The sequence below is a fragment of the Bradyrhizobium sp. SOJA106 genome, assembly GCF_059448745.1.
This window is the reverse complement of the sequence record NZ_CM182549.1, coordinates 6,177,466-6,194,061: the sequence shown is the minus strand read 5'-3', so window position 1 is coordinate 6,194,061 and position 16,596 is coordinate 6,177,466. Positions and strand designations below refer to the sequence as shown.

At 63.0% G+C, this 16,596-nt stretch carries 19 protein-coding genes and 2 pseudogenes; 10 read left to right on the top strand and 11 right to left on the bottom strand.

Going from position 1 to position 16,596, the window contains the following annotated elements:
• Nucleotides 1–107 precede the first annotated feature (107 nt).
• Nucleotides 108–1,382: an allantoate amidohydrolase gene (locus AC5V87_RS29195; protein ID WP_495371967.1), complete on the top strand. Its 1,275-nt coding sequence runs from the start codon at nucleotides 108–110 to the stop codon at nucleotides 1,380–1,382.
• Between the two features lie 103 nt (nucleotides 1,383–1,485).
• Nucleotides 1,486–2,859, top strand: a complete 1,374-nt coding sequence (locus AC5V87_RS29190; RefSeq protein ID WP_456836969.1) for a hypothetical protein — start codon at nucleotides 1,486–1,488, stop codon at nucleotides 2,857–2,859.
• Between the two features lie 12 nt (nucleotides 2,860–2,871).
• Here the strand turns inward: AC5V87_RS29190 and AC5V87_RS29185 are convergent, their stop codons facing one another.
• The 3 genes from AC5V87_RS29185 to AC5V87_RS29175 all read right to left on the bottom strand — a co-directional run bounded on the left by AC5V87_RS29185 (nucleotide 2,872) and on the right by AC5V87_RS29175 (nucleotide 5,651).
• Nucleotides 2,872–4,191, bottom strand: a complete 1,320-nt coding sequence (locus AC5V87_RS29185; protein WP_456836970.1) for a dicarboxylate/amino acid:cation symporter — start codon at nucleotides 4,189–4,191, stop codon at nucleotides 2,872–2,874.
• A gap of 89 nt (nucleotides 4,192–4,280) precedes the next feature.
• Nucleotides 4,281–5,294, bottom strand: a complete 1,014-nt coding sequence (locus tag AC5V87_RS29180; RefSeq protein ID WP_456836971.1) for a formamidase — start codon at nucleotides 5,292–5,294, stop codon at nucleotides 4,281–4,283.
• A gap of 135 nt (nucleotides 5,295–5,429) precedes the next feature.
• The gene (locus AC5V87_RS29175; RefSeq protein WP_456836972.1) at nucleotides 5,430–5,651 is read right to left on the bottom strand and encodes a hypothetical protein; all 222 of its coding nucleotides are present in this window, start codon (nucleotides 5,649–5,651) and stop codon (nucleotides 5,430–5,432) included.
• A 351-nt stretch (nucleotides 5,652–6,002) separates the two neighbouring features.
• Here AC5V87_RS29175 and AC5V87_RS29170 point away from each other — a divergent pair, with 351 nt between their 5' ends.
• On the top strand, nucleotides 6,003–6,185 hold the full coding sequence (locus AC5V87_RS29170) for a hypothetical protein (protein ID WP_456836973.1): 183 nt from the start codon (nucleotides 6,003–6,005) through the stop codon (nucleotides 6,183–6,185).
• A gap of 21 nt (nucleotides 6,186–6,206) precedes the next feature.
• On the opposite strand, the gene AC5V87_RS29165 is transcribed toward AC5V87_RS29170, so the two are convergent.
• The 3 genes from AC5V87_RS29165 to AC5V87_RS29155 form a co-directional block, all read right to left on the bottom strand.
• Nucleotides 6,207–7,586: a vWA domain-containing protein gene (locus tag AC5V87_RS29165; RefSeq protein ID WP_456836974.1), complete on the bottom strand. Its 1,380-nt coding sequence runs from the start codon at nucleotides 7,584–7,586 to the stop codon at nucleotides 6,207–6,209.
• Between the two features lie 5 nt (nucleotides 7,587–7,591).
• A complete protein-coding gene (locus AC5V87_RS29160) occupies nucleotides 7,592–8,539 on the bottom strand; it encodes an AAA family ATPase (RefSeq protein ID WP_456836975.1) in 948 nt (315 codons plus the stop codon).
• A 147-nt stretch (nucleotides 8,540–8,686) separates the two neighbouring features.
• A complete protein-coding gene (locus AC5V87_RS29155; protein ID WP_456836976.1) occupies nucleotides 8,687–8,872 on the bottom strand; it encodes a hypothetical protein in 186 nt (61 codons plus the stop codon).
• 224 nt (nucleotides 8,873–9,096) lie between these two features.
• On the opposite strand from AC5V87_RS29155, the gene AC5V87_RS29150 reads away from it, so the two are divergent.
• Nucleotides 9,097–10,071 carry a quinone oxidoreductase family protein gene (locus AC5V87_RS29150; RefSeq protein ID WP_456836977.1) on the top strand — a complete coding sequence of 325 codons (975 nt, stop codon included), beginning with the start codon at nucleotides 9,097–9,099 and terminating at the stop codon, nucleotides 10,069–10,071.
• Nucleotides 10,072–10,114: 43 nt separating this feature from the next.
• Here AC5V87_RS29150 and AC5V87_RS29145 read toward each other — a convergent pair.
• Nucleotides 10,115–10,389: pseudogene (locus AC5V87_RS29145) on the bottom strand (hypothetical protein).
• 100 nt (nucleotides 10,390–10,489) lie between these two features.
• Nucleotides 10,490–11,098: a S24 family peptidase gene (locus AC5V87_RS29140; protein ID WP_456836978.1), complete on the bottom strand. Its 609-nt coding sequence runs from the start codon at nucleotides 11,096–11,098 to the stop codon at nucleotides 10,490–10,492.
• Nucleotides 11,099–11,263: 165 nt separating this feature from the next.
• Here AC5V87_RS29140 and AC5V87_RS29135 point away from each other — a divergent pair, with 165 nt between their 5' ends.
• Together AC5V87_RS29135 and AC5V87_RS29130 are read left to right on the top strand one after the other, a co-directional pair.
• Complete coding sequence (locus AC5V87_RS29135; RefSeq protein ID WP_456836979.1) at nucleotides 11,264–11,794, top strand: GcrA family cell cycle regulator; 531 nt, start codon at nucleotides 11,264–11,266, stop codon at nucleotides 11,792–11,794.
• Nucleotides 11,795–11,844: 50 nt separating this feature from the next.
• Complete coding sequence (locus tag AC5V87_RS29130; protein WP_456836980.1) at nucleotides 11,845–12,420, top strand: hypothetical protein; 576 nt, start codon at nucleotides 11,845–11,847, stop codon at nucleotides 12,418–12,420.
• Nucleotides 12,421–12,467: 47 nt separating this feature from the next.
• Here the strand turns inward: AC5V87_RS29130 and AC5V87_RS29125 are convergent, their stop codons facing one another.
• Nucleotides 12,468–12,824 (bottom strand): hypothetical protein, encoded by a 357-nt coding sequence (locus AC5V87_RS29125; RefSeq protein WP_456836981.1) that lies wholly within the window; start codon nucleotides 12,822–12,824, stop codon nucleotides 12,468–12,470.
• A gap of 14 nt (nucleotides 12,825–12,838) precedes the next feature.
• On the opposite strand from AC5V87_RS29125, the gene AC5V87_RS29120 reads away from it, so the two are divergent.
• From AC5V87_RS29120 to AC5V87_RS29110, 3 genes are all read left to right on the top strand, one after another.
• A complete protein-coding gene (locus AC5V87_RS29120; RefSeq protein ID WP_495368529.1) occupies nucleotides 12,839–13,255 on the top strand; it encodes a hypothetical protein in 417 nt (138 codons plus the stop codon).
• A gap of 379 nt (nucleotides 13,256–13,634) precedes the next feature.
• Nucleotides 13,635–13,820, top strand: coding sequence for a hypothetical protein (locus AC5V87_RS29115; protein WP_007612798.1), 186 nt, complete (start codon nucleotides 13,635–13,637; stop codon nucleotides 13,818–13,820).
• A 144-nt stretch (nucleotides 13,821–13,964) separates the two neighbouring features.
• A complete protein-coding gene (locus tag AC5V87_RS29110) occupies nucleotides 13,965–14,309 on the top strand; it encodes a phasin (protein ID WP_456836982.1) in 345 nt (114 codons plus the stop codon).
• Nucleotides 14,310–14,501: 192 nt separating this feature from the next.
• Here the strand turns inward: AC5V87_RS29110 and AC5V87_RS29105 are convergent, their stop codons facing one another.
• Nucleotides 14,502–14,822, bottom strand: a complete 321-nt coding sequence (locus tag AC5V87_RS29105; protein WP_456836983.1) for a c-type cytochrome — start codon at nucleotides 14,820–14,822, stop codon at nucleotides 14,502–14,504.
• Between the two features lie 273 nt (nucleotides 14,823–15,095).
• Nucleotides 15,096–15,926 carry an alpha/beta fold hydrolase gene (locus AC5V87_RS29100; RefSeq protein ID WP_456836984.1) on the bottom strand — a complete coding sequence of 277 codons (831 nt, stop codon included), beginning with the start codon at nucleotides 15,924–15,926 and terminating at the stop codon, nucleotides 15,096–15,098.
• Between the two features lie 202 nt (nucleotides 15,927–16,128).
• On the opposite strand from AC5V87_RS29100, the pseudogene AC5V87_RS29095 reads away from it, so the two are divergent.
• Nucleotides 16,129–16,594, top strand: a pseudogene (locus tag AC5V87_RS29095) (EAL domain-containing protein); the annotation flags it as partial.
• Nucleotides 16,595–16,596 lie beyond the last annotated feature (2 nt).

The window sequence follows — 16,596 nt, the reverse complement described above, 5'->3', positions numbered from 1 at the left end:
ATTCATGCTAACCACGGCGCGCCGAGTGATTTTCGCTGGCACCGAACTTGTATCGATTGTTGTCACGATCGCCGCGCGCGATCTTCAGGATGGAAAGCTCGACCGAGATGGGGGTTGCTACCGCTGCTCAAGACGCATCGCTCGGAAATGAGATCGTCCGCCGCATCAACCAGCTCGCCGCGATCTCGGAAGATGGCGACAAGCTCACCCGCATCTATCTCAGCAAGGAGCTGCGCAACGCCGCGGACCTCCTCTTGAGCTGGATGCGCGAGGCCGGCATGAGCGCGCATCTCGATGCGATCGGCAATGTCTGCGGCCGCTACGAAGGCGAGCGGCCGGGCGCGCCCAGCCTGATGCTCGGCTCGCATTATGACACCGTGCGCGATGCAGGCAAATGGGACGGCCCGCTCGGCGTCATCACCGCGATCGCCTGCGTCGCCGACCTCAACCGCCGCGGCAAGCGGCTGCCGTTCGCGATCGAGGTGGTCGGATTTGCCGATGAAGAAGGTGTGCGCTTTGCCTCCACGCTGCTCGGCAGCCGCGCGGTCGCAGGCACCTTTGACGAGAGCGTTCTGAACACGCGTGACCGCGACGGCGTCTCGATGCGCGATGCGCTGGTTCAGTTCGGGCTCGATCCGGAGCACATCGGCAAGGCGGCGCGGACGCGGCGCGAGCTGCTGGCCTATCTCGAATTGCACATCGAGCAGGGGCCGGTGCTGGAAGCGCAAGGCCTGCCTGTCGGCGTGGTCACGGCAATTGCCGGGGCAACACGGCTTGCCGCGCGGCTGACCGGCATGGCCGGACACGCCGGCACGGTGCCGATGGCGCTGCGGCGCGATGCGCTGGCGGGCGCCGCCGAATGCATCGGCGCGATCGAAGAGTTTTGCCGAACCGACGAGGGCGGGCTGGTCGGCACCGTCGGCTACATCCAGGCGAGGCCCGGCGCGACCAACGTCATTGCGGGCGAGGTGTCGTTCACCATCGACATGCGCGCGCCGACCGACATGCACCGCAAGCGCGCGGTGGCCGATGTCGTCAGGCAGATCGAGGCGATTGCAAAGCGCCGGCAATTGACGCTTCAGCTCGACGTCACCCACGAGAACCGCACCGCGCCTTGCGCGCCATGGCTCAAGGACCAGATCGCGCAGGCGATCGCCGCGGAAGGCTTTGCCGTGTTCGAGCTGCCGAGCGGGGCGGGACACGACGGCATGGCGATGATCGACATCGCCGATGTCGGCATGATCTTCGTCCGCTGCCGTGGCGGCATCAGCCATCATCCGGACGAGCATGTCGAGCTTGCCGATGCCGATGCCGGCGCGCGGGTGCTGCTCAGGGTGATCGAGAATTTCAGGCCGCACCAAAACCGCGCCGGCGCAAGCTGACGGTCATGAAGCCCGCAAGTCACCGGGTAGAGACACGAATTGGACATGTGTAAAATGGGCGACCGCCGTCACGGGGGTCACGAGACATCACCGACCTGCACAGATGAACAGCGATATTTCCTTTCCGTCACATCGGGAGAACCGGTTTTACCAGGGCATGGCTGCGACCTTCGTCGCCAACGCTCTTCAGGCGGTCAATTTCCTCGGTGATCGATTCCTGAGACAATCACCCCATTCGTCGTCGACCATTGAAGACCTTTACCGACACTCGATGGACAGCGCCTTTTCGGCGACCGAGGCCTTCCTCGTCACCGGCGCACCGCACGCATCGGCTTATTATCCCCGCGATTTCGCCTGGTTCTATCCGGACGTTCTCGACCCTGAAACCATCATGGATCCGCAGGACGCGGTGCGGCGGACGCGGCTGCTCGACAAGAGCATTCGCCTGCTGCTCGAGGCGGTTCGCGCCGACGTCGTGACGACGACCATCGTTCCGGCGGGGCGTGGCCGCTACCTCGGCGTGAACTATTTCTCGCGCCCGTCGGATACGCTGCTTGGCGTTCTCGCCGGTCTCCGGCAGATGATCTCCGCGGAGGAGCGGGCTTCGGCCTATCTGGCGATGTCGCAATGCGCCCATGCCGGCCGCTTGCTGTTGGCCGAGTACGGCAGCGATTTGAAGCGCGCGATGCTGAAGCTCGCAAGCGAGCTCGAACCGCTCGACGCCGACGGCACCAGATATTTGCTCTGCGACGCCGGCGGGCCGCGCTCTGCGGCGACAGATACCCGCGCCGAGCGCCGGCGTTTCGTCACCAATGCCTGCGTTTACACGACGTTCGTGTGGGGCGTGCAGCTCGGCATTGTCGAGGAGAACGAGCTGAAGCGGCTGCTCGGGCGCGATCTTGCAGAGTACAAGAGCGGCCTGCTCCGTCTGTTCGGCAAGAATGGCTATATCAGGCATTCCCTGGATAGCCCGGCGGGCACGCCGGTGTCTCAGGTTGCACTGGATTTCGTCGGCGTGCATCGGGGCTTCTGGAACATGAACGATGCGAGCGAGCGCGCGCTGTTCGCGGCGACGACGGATCTGATCATCGCCGAGCCGCGCTTCCGCGTCCCCAGCACGTTTCACTTCCTGGTGTCGGCGGATAATCCGCGCAGCAAGATGATCCACAAGATCGCCGCGCCGGCCTACCAGGGGCGTTCCTCCTGGCCGACGTTCAACGTCGAGTTCGCCGATCGCATGCTGGACTTCGATGAATTTTCGGGAAGCGATACCTACCGCGCCTGCGCGCGAGGGATATTGAAGGACATCCGCACCGCGACCGAGGTTCACGGCGGCTATCAGGAGCTGATCTCGGAGCAGGGACTGAAGTACAGCACCTGGGCCTACAAGGGCGCCGTGGCGCATTCCTGGTTTCCGCGCTTCCTGTCGGTCTGGAGGAGGGCGTATGGAGCGCCGCTCCTCCAGTGGAACGACTGAGCCTCGAGGGCGCTATCCCGCGGTCACGTCCACGACCTCGCCACCCTCGAGCACCTTGGCCGCCTTGGCGCGGTCGAGGTCGCCTTCCCAGGCGGCCACGACAACCGTCGCCACGCAGTTGCCGATGAGGTTGCCGAGCGCGCGGGCCATGCCGATGAACCAGTCGACCGACAGCACCAGCACGAGGCCGATCGCGGGAATGCTCGGCACCGCGTTGAGCGTCGCGGCCAGGATCACGATCGCCGAGCCCGGCACGCCATGCGCGCCCTTTGACGTGATCAACGAGACGCCGAGCACCAGCAGCAGGTCGCCGAACGACAGCGGTGTGTTGGTCGCCTGCGCGATGAAGACGACCGCGAGTGTGAGGTAGATCGAGAAGGCGTCGAGGTTGAAGGAATAGCCGGTCGGAATGACGAGCCCGACGACCGAATCCTTCACGCCCATCCGCTCCAGCTTCTTCATGATCTGCGGCAGCACCGCGTCGGAGGAGGCGGTCGCGAGCACGATGGTGAGCTCCTCGCGCAGGTAGGCGAGGAATTTGAGAATATTGAGTCCGGCGAGTGCCATGACGCCACCGAGCACGCCCAGCACGAAGATGCCCACCGAGACGTAGAACAGCATCACCAGTGATACGAGCTGCTTCAGCGAGCCAACGCCGTACTTACCGACGGTGTAGGCGACCGCGCCGAGCACGCCGAGCGGCGCGACTCGTACAATCAGGCCCATGACGCGGAACAGTACGGTGGAGGCGGCATCGATGATTGAGGTGACGAGCCCGCCCTTCTCGCCGCCGACCAGCGCCAGTCCGACGCCGAACAGCACGGCGAAGAACAGCACCTGGAGCACGTCGTTGCGCGACAGCGCGTCGAAGGACGTGGTCGGGATCACGTTCATCAGGAAGGCGCCGATGCCGCCGCCGGACAGCTTATGGGCGTTGTCGGCGTAGGTGTTGAGCGCCTTGGCGTCGAGCGTCGAGGGATCGATGTTCATGCCGTGGCCGGGGCCGAAGATGTAGGCGAGCAGCAGGCCGACGACGAGCGCGACCGTCGTCATCACCTCGAAATAGACCAGCGCCTTGACGCCGACCCGACCGACCTTCTTGAGGTCGCCGGCACCGGCAATACCGTGCACCACGACGCAGAACACGATCGGCGCCACGATCATCGAGATCAGCTTCAGGAAGGCGTCGCTGAGGATTTTAAGCCCGATGGCGAAGTCCGGAGCGGCCATGCCCAGGACGACGCCGAGCACCAGCGCGGCCAGGACCTGGACGAACAGCGAGGTGTAGAGCGGCTTCGGTTCGGCGGTGGGTGCCGCGGTGATGGTCGACATGGGCGAAACTCCCCGGTTTGACGCGACTTGGACGTCACAAAGGAGCAACAACCGTGCCAGAATGTCGCGGATCGCTGGTGGAAGCGGTCTTATTCTGCCGCTTTCGCCGTTTTGCCGAACATCCGCGTCGGTGCCGGGAAACCGCAGGACGTGCCATCGGTCACCTTGACCTGGTCTTCCCAAGGCAACCGGAAGGTGCCCGCGACCATATCCTGCATGAAGGTGTAGGGGCAGTCCATCGCGCCGCCCTTCACCGCGACATAGCCGCGGTGCCAGAGCTGGTAGATGTTGTTCTCGACGCCCCAATTGATGCGAGCCTCGCGCACGAGGTCGGGCCGCACCTCGGCGGTGATGATCTCGTCGGCGCGCCCGGTGGTGCCGTGCGCCAGCACGGTGCCGTCGAAATTGACGATCATGCCTTCGCCCATGGAATCGAACGAGCCGTCCGAGCCGCACATACAGACATTGGCGGTGACCATCAGGTTCTGGAATGAGTTGGCCTGGTTGGTGAAGCGCCAGGCTTCGCGGATCGGCGCGGTGTAGCCGGCGGTGCGGATCATGATCTCCGCGCCCTTGTAGGCGCATTCCCTCGCCATCTCCGGGAGCATGCCGTCATGGCAGATGATCAGCGCGATTCTGGCGCCTTTCGGCCCCTCGATCACGGGAATGCCGATGTCGCCGGGCTCCCATGGCTCGACCGGAATCCAGGGATGGAGCTTTCGGTAGTAGAGCTTGATCTCGCCGTGATCGTCGATGATCAGACCTGAATTGTAGGGATTGCCATTCGGGTTGAACTCCATGATGGAGAAGCAGCCCCAGATATTGTTGTCGATGCAAGCCTGCTTGAAGGCCGCGACCTCGGGCCCGTCGAGGCGGCACATGATCTCGGGATTGGTATCCATCGAGAGGCCGTGCAGCGAATATTCGGGGAAGACCACCAGATCCATCGTGGAGAGATTGCGGCGCGCCTTGCCGACCATCCAGACGATGCGCTCGGTCTGCTTGGCCAGATCGGCCTTGGTCACGACATTTGGCAGTTGCAACTGCACCAGCCCGATGACCACGCCGTTGGGAGATTTGTTCAGCCCGCCAAGCCCGTTCATGATCAGCTCCCTTAGCTGTCTGGCGCCGCGTCGCTGCGCGGCGGATCTTGTCGCAAGAAGCAAATCCGATTTCGGTGCAGAGCTAAAGATTATTTTTCAGGCGATGGCGCGGTTGCTCGGCAGCAGGCGACCTCATCACGCGACGAGATCGAGCAGCCGGCACGATCCGCGCACCAGCACCTTGCGTCCTATGGGCGTCATGGCCGGCACGCCCTCATTCATGACAACGAGGCCGAGCTTGACAAGGCTTTCGACGAGATAGGCTTTGGAGAGGCGACCGTTCGACAGCGGGTTGCGAAGCGTGCGCAGGGCTTCCCATTGGTCCGGTGAAAGATCGAAGTCGAAATCGTCGTTCATATTGCCTCGAGCGATAGTGCAGTTCGCGCGCCCCTGTTAGCGGCGCTGCATGAAGACCATGCGACGACAATGAGTCGGGAATTCGGTGAAGTGTTTAGAACTTCTCTTCACGAATTGCGGCACTTCGTTGCGCCACAAAGGTTAAGATCGCGTGGGCGCAAATATCGTCCCTCGTCGCAATCACATATTGATGATCCAGGCTTGATGTTGCGCCGCAAGCTACTGCGCTGCACTGGAAACGTTGCTGTCCCATTCTGCGTCGCAGCATGCACAGAAATTACGAGACGACCGGTTCGAGACTCTGTTAGCTTGAATTTGCAGGAATGGCTTCACACGGCAGGAGTGGAGTGCATGAACAGGCTGCTGGCAATTCGCAGTCAGGAATCCTTGTGCCGGGAACGCGCTGCGCTCGATTCGGAACGCCGCGTTTTCTGGCTCGCGCAAGCCCAGGAATGGGAGCAACGCGCGCTCGACGAAATCGCCTATCACTTCCGGGAATGCAACGCCTCTCACGCGGAGCTTGCGCGAGGCTGATTTGTGCCGCGTCCTCTCGGCTTACTGATAAGTCGCCACGATATCGGACACCGCGCGCTCGAGTTGCTGCGCGCTGGCGCATTGACGCACGACCGTACAAAAGGTCGCGTAGCGCGGCATCTCTGAATCGCCAAAGCCCCAGGCGAGCCTTCCCTCGGGATTGAGCCAGACTAGCCGCTTCGAGCGTTCGGATATGCGGCGCAGGATGTCGGCGCGCGGATCGAGATTGTTGCTACGGGCGTCGCCCAGCACGATCACCGTGGTCTGCGGTGTCAGCGTGCTCATGAAATCTTTCTCGAAATCGACCAGCGAAGAGCCGTAGTCGGACGAGCCGAAGCCGACATTGGACATGATCTCCGCCATCGCCTCTTCCGGCGATTTCTGTTCCAGGACGCCGCTGACCTCGATCAGGTGCGAGGAGAAAGCGAAGGAGCGGACGTCGTCCACGACCTCGTGCAGCGAGTGGATCAGGAGCAGGAAGAAATCGGAGACCTGCGCGACCGAGCCGGAAACGTCGCAGAGCGCAACGATCTTCGGCCGGTCGCGGTGCTTGCGCTTCCATGCGGTGAGGAACGGCACGCCGCCCCAGGCGGCGTTGCGGCGCAGCGTGCGGCGGACGTCGAGATGGCCGCGGCGCTGGCGCTTGCGCGGCTTCGAATATCGCTCGCGCAGGCGCCGCGCGATCTGGCGGATGAGGGCGCGCATCTCCGCGACTTGGCGCCGCTCGATGCGGGCGAGCGGCGCGTTGCGCAGGATTTCGTTGCGCAGGTTTTCGGCCTCCTCGCGGGCGTAGAGGGCAAGGCCTTGCGAGACCGTGTCGCGGACCGCCTCGCGCAAGCCATCGAGCGCGGCGCGAAGACGCTCGGCCAGCGACGGATTGGTCGCCGCGAGTTCGTCGAGATCGTCGCGCAGGCGCTGCAGGCCCATGGCGTCGAGGATGCGGCTGGAGAAGATGCCGCGCTGGGTGGAGTAGCGGATGTCGGACAGCGAGGCTGCACCGGAAGCGCTTGCGATGGCAGCCTGGATCGCGTTGCGGTCCTGCGCCAGCAACATCTGCGCCAGCGGGCCCAATCCTTCCGAAGGCTGAGCTTCGCCCGCTTCACTCGCCGAGGCAGATGAGTGAGATTGGTCCGCGTCCTGTGAGGCGCCGTCGTTATCGTCTGCCTCCGGCTGATCCTGCCGCGGCTCGGGCTGGCTGAAGAACAGATCAAAACAATCGCCGAGCGCCAGCTTCTCGTCTTGCGATTTGGCAAGCGTCAGCAGCAGCGCGTCGCGCAGGATCGCGCGGTCGGAAAAGCCGACCTGCGACACCGCCCGCATCGCATCGATGCTTTCGGCAGGCGAGACGTGGACGCCGACGCCGCGCGCCGCCCGAAAGAAACGATGAAGGTTCTCGCGCATCGGCGTCAACCGAAGACGTTGGACCGCGCCGCCTTGGCAATGAAGGTCGTCACCTGCGGCGATGCGGCCTCGATGTCGGCCTCATACTTCAGGAGCACGTTGAGCGTGTCCTTGACGATCTCGCTGTCGAGTTCGGTCGCCTGAAGCAGCACCAGCACGCGCGCCCAGTCGATGGTCTCGCTGACCGAGGGCAGCTTCTTCAGATCGAGTGAGCGGACCTCGTGGATGAAGCCGACCATCTGCCGGCGCAGCGCCTGCGAGATGCCGGGCACGCGACTCTCGACGATGCGTTCCTCGAGCCTTTGCTCCGGGAAGCCGATATGCAGATGCAGGCAGCGCCGCTTCAGCGCGTCGCCGAGATCGCGCTCGCTGTTGGAGGTGAGGATCACCGTCGGCGGCGTGATCGCGGAGACCGTGCCGAGCTCGGGGATCGTGACCTGGAAGTCGGAGAGGATCTCCAGCAGCAAGGACTCGAACTCCGCATCCGACTTGTCGATCTCGTCGATCAGCAGGACGCAGCCGCCCGGCTGCTCCAGCGCCTGGAGCAGGGGGCGCGGCTCGACGAATTCCTTGGAGAAGAAGACGTCACCGAAATCGTGCAACTGGTCGAGTGCGGCGTGCAGCGTCTGCGCGCCGCCGAGCACTTCGCCAAGCTTGTCCTTGAGGATCTGGGTGTAGAGCAGCTGCTTGGCGTATTTCCACTCGTAGAGCGCCTTGGCCTCGTCGAGGCCCTCGTAGCATTGCAGGCGGATCATCTTCATGCCGCGCCAGGCGGCAATCGCCTTGGCGAGCTCGGTCTTGCCGACGCCCGCGGGGCCCTCGACCAGGATCGGCTTTTCGATCTTTTGCGACAAATAGACAGCGGTCGCGATCTGCCGGCTCGCGATATAGCCCTGCGCGGCGAGGCCGCTCTCCACTGCCTCGATCGACGTCGAGGCCTTCTGATCAGCCACGAAATGGCGCTCCCAAAGGTCCTGTTGGAGGCTTGTTCTGCCTGCGTTCCCGGCAAAGAACAAGCCTCGTTTGGGAGACATCAGCTCCGCGCGAACGGCGTTTTTTCCGCGAAACGCAAATAGTTACGTAGGTCGCCGTTCGCGTGATCAGTGCTTGCGGATGGTCTGTCTGACCTCGGCGCCGCAATCGGCGCATTCATAGACGAAGTCGATCTTGGCAAGGCTCCAATGCGGCTCGACCTCGCGGACATACATTGGCAGGAACCCTATGCACGTCGGGCAAATCACAGGCGCGATTTCGATATCCTGATGATGCTGTACATAAGCTGGCATCTCGGCTCTCCTTCGCAGGCGACCCATCAAACCCCGCGCGAAGGCTACTGCCGGTTGCCTGAAGGCCGTCATCAACTCTTTCGAACATAGACGGAACGGCCGACGTTTGTGGTTCGCTGTGACATTCTTGTTACGGCTCTGTACTGTAACGGGCGGACCAAATGCCTATTTCACAGGCCGATCCGGTGTTCGGATTTCACCTCAACAATAAGGGAGCAACGCCCATGACCCATGCCATTCGCTTTCATAAGACCGGCGGTCCGGAAGTCCTGGTCTGGGAGGAGGTCAGCGTCGGCAAGCCTGGACCGGGCGAAGCGCGCATTCGCCACACCGCGGTCGGTCTCAACTTCGTCGACATCTACAACCGTTCGGGTCTCTATCCCGCGCAATTGCCGAGCGGGCTCGGCAGCGAGGCGGCCGGCGTGGTCGAGGAAGTGGGACCCGGTGTCACCGATTTGAAGCCGGGTGATCGTGTTGCCTATGGCGCCTCGCCGCTCGGCGCCTATTCCGAGGCCCGGCTGATCCCTGCCGACCGCCTGTTGAAGCTGCCTGACGGCGTCGACGACAAGACCGCGGCGGCGATGATGCTGAAAGGGCTGACGACGCAATATCTGATCCGGCAGACCTATCGGGTGAAGGCGGGCGACACGATCCTGCTCCATGCCGCCGCCGGCGGCGTCGGACTGATCCTGAGCCAGTGGGCCAAGCATCTCGGCGCGAGCGTGATCGGCACCGTCAGCAATGACGAGAAGGCGAAGCTCGCCAAGGCGCATGGCTGTGACCATGTGATCATCTATACGCGCGAGGATTTCGTGAAGCGCGTCGACGAGATCACCGGCGGGAAGAAGGTGCCGGTGGTGTACGATTCCGTGGGCAAGGACACGTTCCTGAAGTCGCTGGACTGTCTCGCGCCGCTCGGTGTCGTCGCGCTGTTCGGTCAGTCCTCCGGCGCGGTCGAGCCGCTCAATCTCGGCCTTTTGGCCCAGAAGGGCTCGCTCTACGTTACCCGGCCAACGCTGTTCACCTACGCCGCCAAACGCGAGAACCTCGTGGCGATGGCGAACGAGCTGTTCGACGTCGTGAAGTCCGGCGCGGTCAAGATCGAGGTGCACCAGACCTATCCGTTGAAGGACGCGGCCAAGGCGCATGCCGACCTCGCCGCGCGCAAGACCACCGGATCGACGGTGCTGACGGTGTGATCGATCTCCCGTCGGGCGCTGGCGCAGGCTCGCTATCCCTGCGTCACGTCCGCTCGTGCTTGCGCAGGTCGCAGGCGCGATCGAGCCGGCTCGCCTGGACATCGACATCTTCGGGCGGGATCGGGGGAGGGCGGCCTCGGTCAGAATGGCCTCGGTGACGTCCTCGACCGAGTTCGCCTCGATCTCGTGGATGAACGAGATGTTCTGGTATTCACCCGAGACGACGCGCGAGATGATCTCGCGCCGCGTGATTTCGGGGTCGACGATCGCCTCGCGGCCGCGCCCTCCGTAGTCGATCATCACGACGAAATACTGCATAAAGCCATCCTGCCGCGCTCCTTGTCGGATGCGCGGCAGAGTGTTTCGGAAAAACAGAATAAAGTCAAGCGCTATTTCTAAAAATCAGAAATAGGCTGCCCTACTTGCCTTTCTTGCGGGGGCGGGCCGATTTGGCGCGGAGCCGCTCGAGCTGGCCCTTGGGCATGGAGAGGCAGATTTCTCCCACCCAGTCGAGCTTCACGCCGACGATCGGTTTGGCATTGAAGCTGGTCAGATTGACGACCGAAGGCGATTTGCCCCGCTCGATGGTCTTCAAATAGCGTTCCCCGGTCTTGAGCCGGACCACGGCTTCTTCGCCGTAGAAGCTCGACAGCGGATGGCGCTGGTCCTTGTAGACCACGATCACGTCACCGTTCTCGTATTTGGGCAGCATCGAATCGCCCACGATCTCGAACGCGATCGTCTCTTCCATGATGGGGAAGGGCAGCGTGATGTCGCCGAGCCCTTCGGGCGGAACCTGTTCATAGTCCGGCTCGATCACCGCGCCGGCGCCGACGCGGCCCATGATCGGCGCGAGGTTGAGCTCGAGATATTCCATGATCGGAATGATTTCGGAGGCCTTCACCAGGCGCTCGCCGCCGAGGATCTCCGACACAGCGCCAGGCCGCACGCCCATTGCCGCCGCCAGGCCGCCCTTGCTCTTGCCCGTCTTCTCCAGCCCCCGCTCGATCATCGCAACGTCCAACATGGTGATTCCCTCGATTGCCCATCGACTGTCCTGTTGTAGTCCGGAATTCGGAATAAATGCAATTATGAATATCAGAATTGTCCCTTGACTCTCTCTTCGGAATACCGGAATGTGTGTGCCGCTTCCGGTCGTTCGACCGGACAAGGCGCATCACAGGACAGCAGCATGGAACCGGGTCATTGGCCGTCGGAGCACTCCGACGCGCTTCGCGACTATTTTCTCAAGGGACTATCCTATGCGGAGATCGGGAGACAGATTAACGCAAGGTTTGGAACGGCTTACACGCGCAACGCCGTGGCCGGCCGGGTCAAGCGGCTCGGACTTGCCGGCGCGGCACGGGTGACCAGTCCGCCGATCGTGCCGTCCTTGCCAGGCGAGACCTGTCTGGTTTCGGCACGTCGCCCGTTGCCGAACCTGATTCTGCCGGCGAAATCCGCAATGAAGCCGGCCGCGCCGGTCAAGCTGCGCTGCATCGGTGTCCGGCCGCGCCTGATCTCCTTCGCCGAACTCGCGTCCGGCGATTGCCGCTATCCCTATGGCGGCGACAAGGACGGGGAGGAGATCACCTTCTGCGGACATCCGCGCCAGCCAGGCTCCAGCTATTGCACGCCGCATGCGCGCCTGACGCGCCGGTCCGGAGCCGGGCCCGCCCGTGCAGCCGGTGCCGCCGTGCTGAGGCTGGTTTTCGCCGCCTGAAGCGGCGGCCACCCGCCGGTCCAATCGTCAATCTTGCAAGGAGCATCCGAGTGGTACGTGCCCGACGCAACAAATCCTACAAATTGACCGGGATCCATGACCGGCGCTCGCGCGACATGCCGTTCAATGCCGACGTGGCCGAGGTCGAGATCGACAATCCATTCGCGCTCGACCCCGGCGAGAAGATCATGGCCATCCGCTCGGTCCGCAGCGATCCACTTGGCCGGCTGCACTCGCACCATCAGATCGACGAGGCGCAATACCGCGGCGGACGCGCCTTTCAGAACGATTGGGAGAGGGCGGAGCGGGGGCCTCAGGCGGTGGATACGACGCGCGAATATGTCGACGGCACTAGCACGCGCGAGCCCCTCACCGAGAGCCAGTGCCAGGCGGTGCTGCGGCTGAACCGGGTTGAGCGCGAGCTCGGCACCGACGGCGCGGCGCTGGTGCACGACGTGCTGGTGCTGGGCCTGACCATGAACCAGATCGGAGAGCGTCGCGCCGTCCGTACGCAGCGCTGGAACGACTATTTTGCGCGCCGCTTTCGCGAATGCCTGGACCGGCTGGCTCTGATCTACGGCTTTGCGACGGAAGCGGGGACGAAGCGTGCAGACCGCCGCAAATGATCACGCCACGCCTGCGGTCTTCGGCCGTAGGCGTGCCGGTCCGTCGCTTACGGGTGTGGCACGATCTGGTAAGGCGTCGTGTAGGGTTCGACGCGGAGCGAGGCGTTGGCCAGGAGCCCGATCTTGGCGGTCGGCGCCTGCTGCAATTCGCCGCTCGGGCCGCGATGCACGTTGTATTGCCAGACGGTGAGATCGCGCTTCTGCGCCAGCGCATGCGCAACCGCGCTCGCATCATTGCCGCCGAGCGCTTGCAGCTCCTCCGCCGACAATCCGATGACGATCTCGTCCTTGATGGTGATGATCTTGAACAGGTTGATCCTGGTCTCCTGCGCCCACGCGCCTTGTATCAAGAGGGTGAAAAGCGCGACCGCGGCGCCCTTGATGAGATCGCAGCGAGAAAGCATGCCGTCGTCCTTTGGTGCTGAGGCGCGCCCAAATCGATTTCAGTCCATCGGCCCATGGCGCCCGTGATCTGCGTGGCCGTTTCGCAACCGCTTTGTCGCGCGATCCTGAATGGCGGTTCACGGGCGGTGAGCAGCTGGACAATCACGACGGCGCCGCTCGCCCTTGGTCCGATCCACACCGCAAGCCCGACGACACCGAGCGGACGCGGCTGATGGGCAAGGCGGTTGGCTTGAAGGCGAAAGAGAGATCGGGGCCCCGTCCCTTTGCCTGTGCGAAGCCGCGGTACAAGGTAACCTGCTACACCCACGATATGATCTTCCAGACTGCATTCGACGAGATGCAGCTCTGTGAGATCGACGTTCATTCCGTTGACGATACAACCGCCGAAGTCGGACTCAACAATTACGTGTACACTCTGAAGAAACTTTAGTCCGACCTCGCTCATCCCCGTTCACATCAGAAACGCTGTGCCAATTGACACCGATCGAGACTGTGTGCCTGATTGATGCTGCTTCTTGACGCAGGTGGGTGACGAGGATCGATATTCCTGTTATCCGGAATTGCCGTGGTCCGATGCGGACGAAGCATCGCTCTGCCGATGGCTGGACTTGCCGGATGGGTTGTTCCTTGACATAATTGCAACCTGCTCGGTTGAGCTCGACCGTGCGGATACGTCGTTCAGCGTGTTACCCCGCCGGGGCCACCCGGCCGCGAACTGATCGTCACCATGACATCCGCTCATGGCGTTCGGTTCTAGACTGGGGCCTCGATATTGGATCACGAATGCCGATGCTTGTCATAGGTGCGAGATGAAAAACCTCAATTTCGCGGCTGAACTGCACCTCAAGCTCGGCGCCCCTGCAAGCGGCACCGTCGAAAGCCTGCGCCTGCTCCGCGCGTTTCTGAAGCTCGCGCCTCGACAGCGCTTCGAGGTCATCAAGCTCGTCGAAGACCTCGCCACCGAAGAAACCCTGCCCGAACACCCCCTGTCCTGAGCCTGGCGGCGCGCCGGCCTTACGCCTTGTCCTTCGTTTTCTGCCGGGAGCCGGACCGCCGGGCGTCGTTTGTCCCCGGCCTGGCCGCTGGCAGCCGATCCGGCAAGTGTGGTAACTAGCTAAGAAAAAGGGAGGAGTGCGACCATGATCGAACCGAAGCTCGAAGTTCCGGCCGAACTGCGCGACCTGGCCGAGAAGACGATTGACCAGGCCGAAAAGGCCTTCGGCATGTTTTTTGAAGCTGCCACCAAATCAATGACGTCGGTTCCCGGCGCGGGCACCGAAGTCTCGAAGCAGGCGCTCGCCTTCACCGAGCAGAACATGAAGTCGGCCTTCGAGCATGCGCGCAAGCTCGTCCATGCCACCGACCTTCAGGAAGCCATGCGAATCCAGTCCGACTTCCTGCGCAGCCAGTTCACCAGCGCCGGAGATCACATGCGCCAGATGACCGGCAGCTTCATGCAACCGGGCAACAAGGGCAAGTCCTGATTCCCTGCTCGCGCAGGGCGTGCCCACAAATTGGTCTTGCCTGACGCGGCGATCCGCATTTCGATGCTGATGCAGGTCCATGACGGGCCACCGAATGGGCTCATTCGCCGTCCGTCATCCTTTCTGCTGATCCCTGTCGGTCCTCCGGCAGGGATTTGCATTTCGTGGGATGCGTCGCGCTTACGCAGTGTGCTACTGGCGCAGTGATGCGATATAGGCCGCGATGTCGCCGGCCTCGGTCCTGCTCAAGGGAAAGTTCGGCATCTTGGGATGCGGGTCGAGGAGGAAGAAGGCGAGCCTCTCAGGACTGAAGTCCGGCCTGCGCGCAACCGACGCAAAGGTGGGAACGTCGGCGCTAGCCTGGGCCTGCCCGTTCCCCACGACGTGGCAGCTCGCACACCAGCGTTTGGCGAGCTCGGCGCCGTGACTGGCGTCGGCGGCGAGGGCAGAGCACGCACCGAGGCTCGAGGCCATGACAAGCATCAGGCAGCTTCGTCTCAAATGCTGGCGCACCCAGTAACCCCCATGCATGGCTTGCGGCCGCGCTCAGCCGCAGCACGACCCCGGAAATTGCGAGAGATCGATGCGAGCGATGATTGATCGCAGCAGCTTGCGGACGGAGCGATAGAGATGCCGCGCGAAGACCGGCGTCCGTGTCGCGGGCAGACCTAAGCTTTTCGTATCAAGGCTTTCGATGGAGTGCGACACGTGCCTCTCCGGGATGATGAGGCCCTTCCTAGCGTGGCCGGCCGTGGCCGGCCTTGATCTGCCGCAAAGGATTTCCGGCTAATAGTCGCCCGGATTCATGATCATCGGGCTTCTTGTGTCGGCCGGCGCGAGCGCGCTGCTGGCGCTGTCGCGCAGGAAGCGGTCGAGCGTCGCCTGGATCTTCTCCTTGACCGTGTCGGGGCCGCGATCGCTCATCTCGGTGTGCTGTGCGCCGGTATGGACGATGTCGATGCCGCGCGCCTTCGCCTCTTCCGGCGTCGGCAGCACGCCGGGATCGGTCTGGAAGTGCGGATCCTTGGAGCGGAACGACAATATCTTCAAATTGTCGCTGAGCACGAAGGGCACCCGCAAATTGTCGAGTGTGATCACTTTCGACACCAGCTCCGGATGCTGGTGGGCGACATACATGGAGACGTCGCCGCCGTTGGAATGCCCGACGAGGGTGATGTGGTCGTAGTCGACGTTCTCCTGCCGCCGCTTCAGCTCGCCCAGCATGAAGAGGATGTTGGCCTCGCAGCGCATATAGACCTCGCGCCGCCCGACATATTGCTGGCCGACATGGGTCATCAGCGGGGGGTCGCTCGGCAGGTCCTGCTGGATGCTGGCAACGAGATAGCCGCGCGCGGCGAGCACGTTGGCAAGGAAGGAATACTCGGTGGCCTTGACGGTGTTGCCGTTGCTGATGATGGCAAGCGGGAGCTTCCAGAGGCCGAGATTGGCCTTGTTTTCGTAATCGCGCCGCACAGCGATCTCGACCGAGATCGGCCGCTGGCGGGAGGCGTCGAACAAGGCCAAAGTCTCGTGGCGGATCGCGAACCGGCTGACCACGAAATATTGGCCGATGGCGAGGGCGCAAAGAAACGCCAGGATTGCAAACACCCTCTTCATTGTCCCGTCCCCGATCACTTTCGGCTGAACATGGTCATTGGGACCCCCCGGATCGAGCGATCGTGAGCAGGTTACGGGATTAAATTTAGGCAAGCCTGTGAGAAGCGCCGCAAAAGGGCCGCATCAAGGCATGCGGCGGCGACGGTTCATACCGCTCGAGGCAGCCGCCCTTGCCGCGTTCGGGGCAGAGCCGGAATGCGCTGCACATTCGGTCGCGAACCTGCTCGAAGCGACGGGCCTCACGCCCTCGCTGCTCGAACTCGAGGTCACCGGAGACATCCTGCTCCATGACGAGGCCCGCGTGATCGACATGTTCAAGCGCTTCAGCAGCTCGGGGTGCGCATCTTGTTCGACGATTTCGGTACGGCTACGCTAGTCTGAGCTATCTGAAGAAGTTTCGCTGGACGGCCTCAAGATAGACCGTCCTTCGTGCTCGACCTGCTCGCCGATTCCGACGACGCTGCGATCGTCGGATCGACGATTGGTCTTAGCAAGCAGCTCGGATTGACGGTCGTCGCTGAAGGCATCGAGAACCGCGCCGCGGCCGACTTCCTGGTCAGCATGGGATGCGAGGAAGGGCAGGGCTATTTCTTCGGCGGTCGATGCCGGCCGCGGCGTTCGAGACACAATTTCTCTCGGCTGAACTCGACGTCGTCAGTGCCGCCTGAAA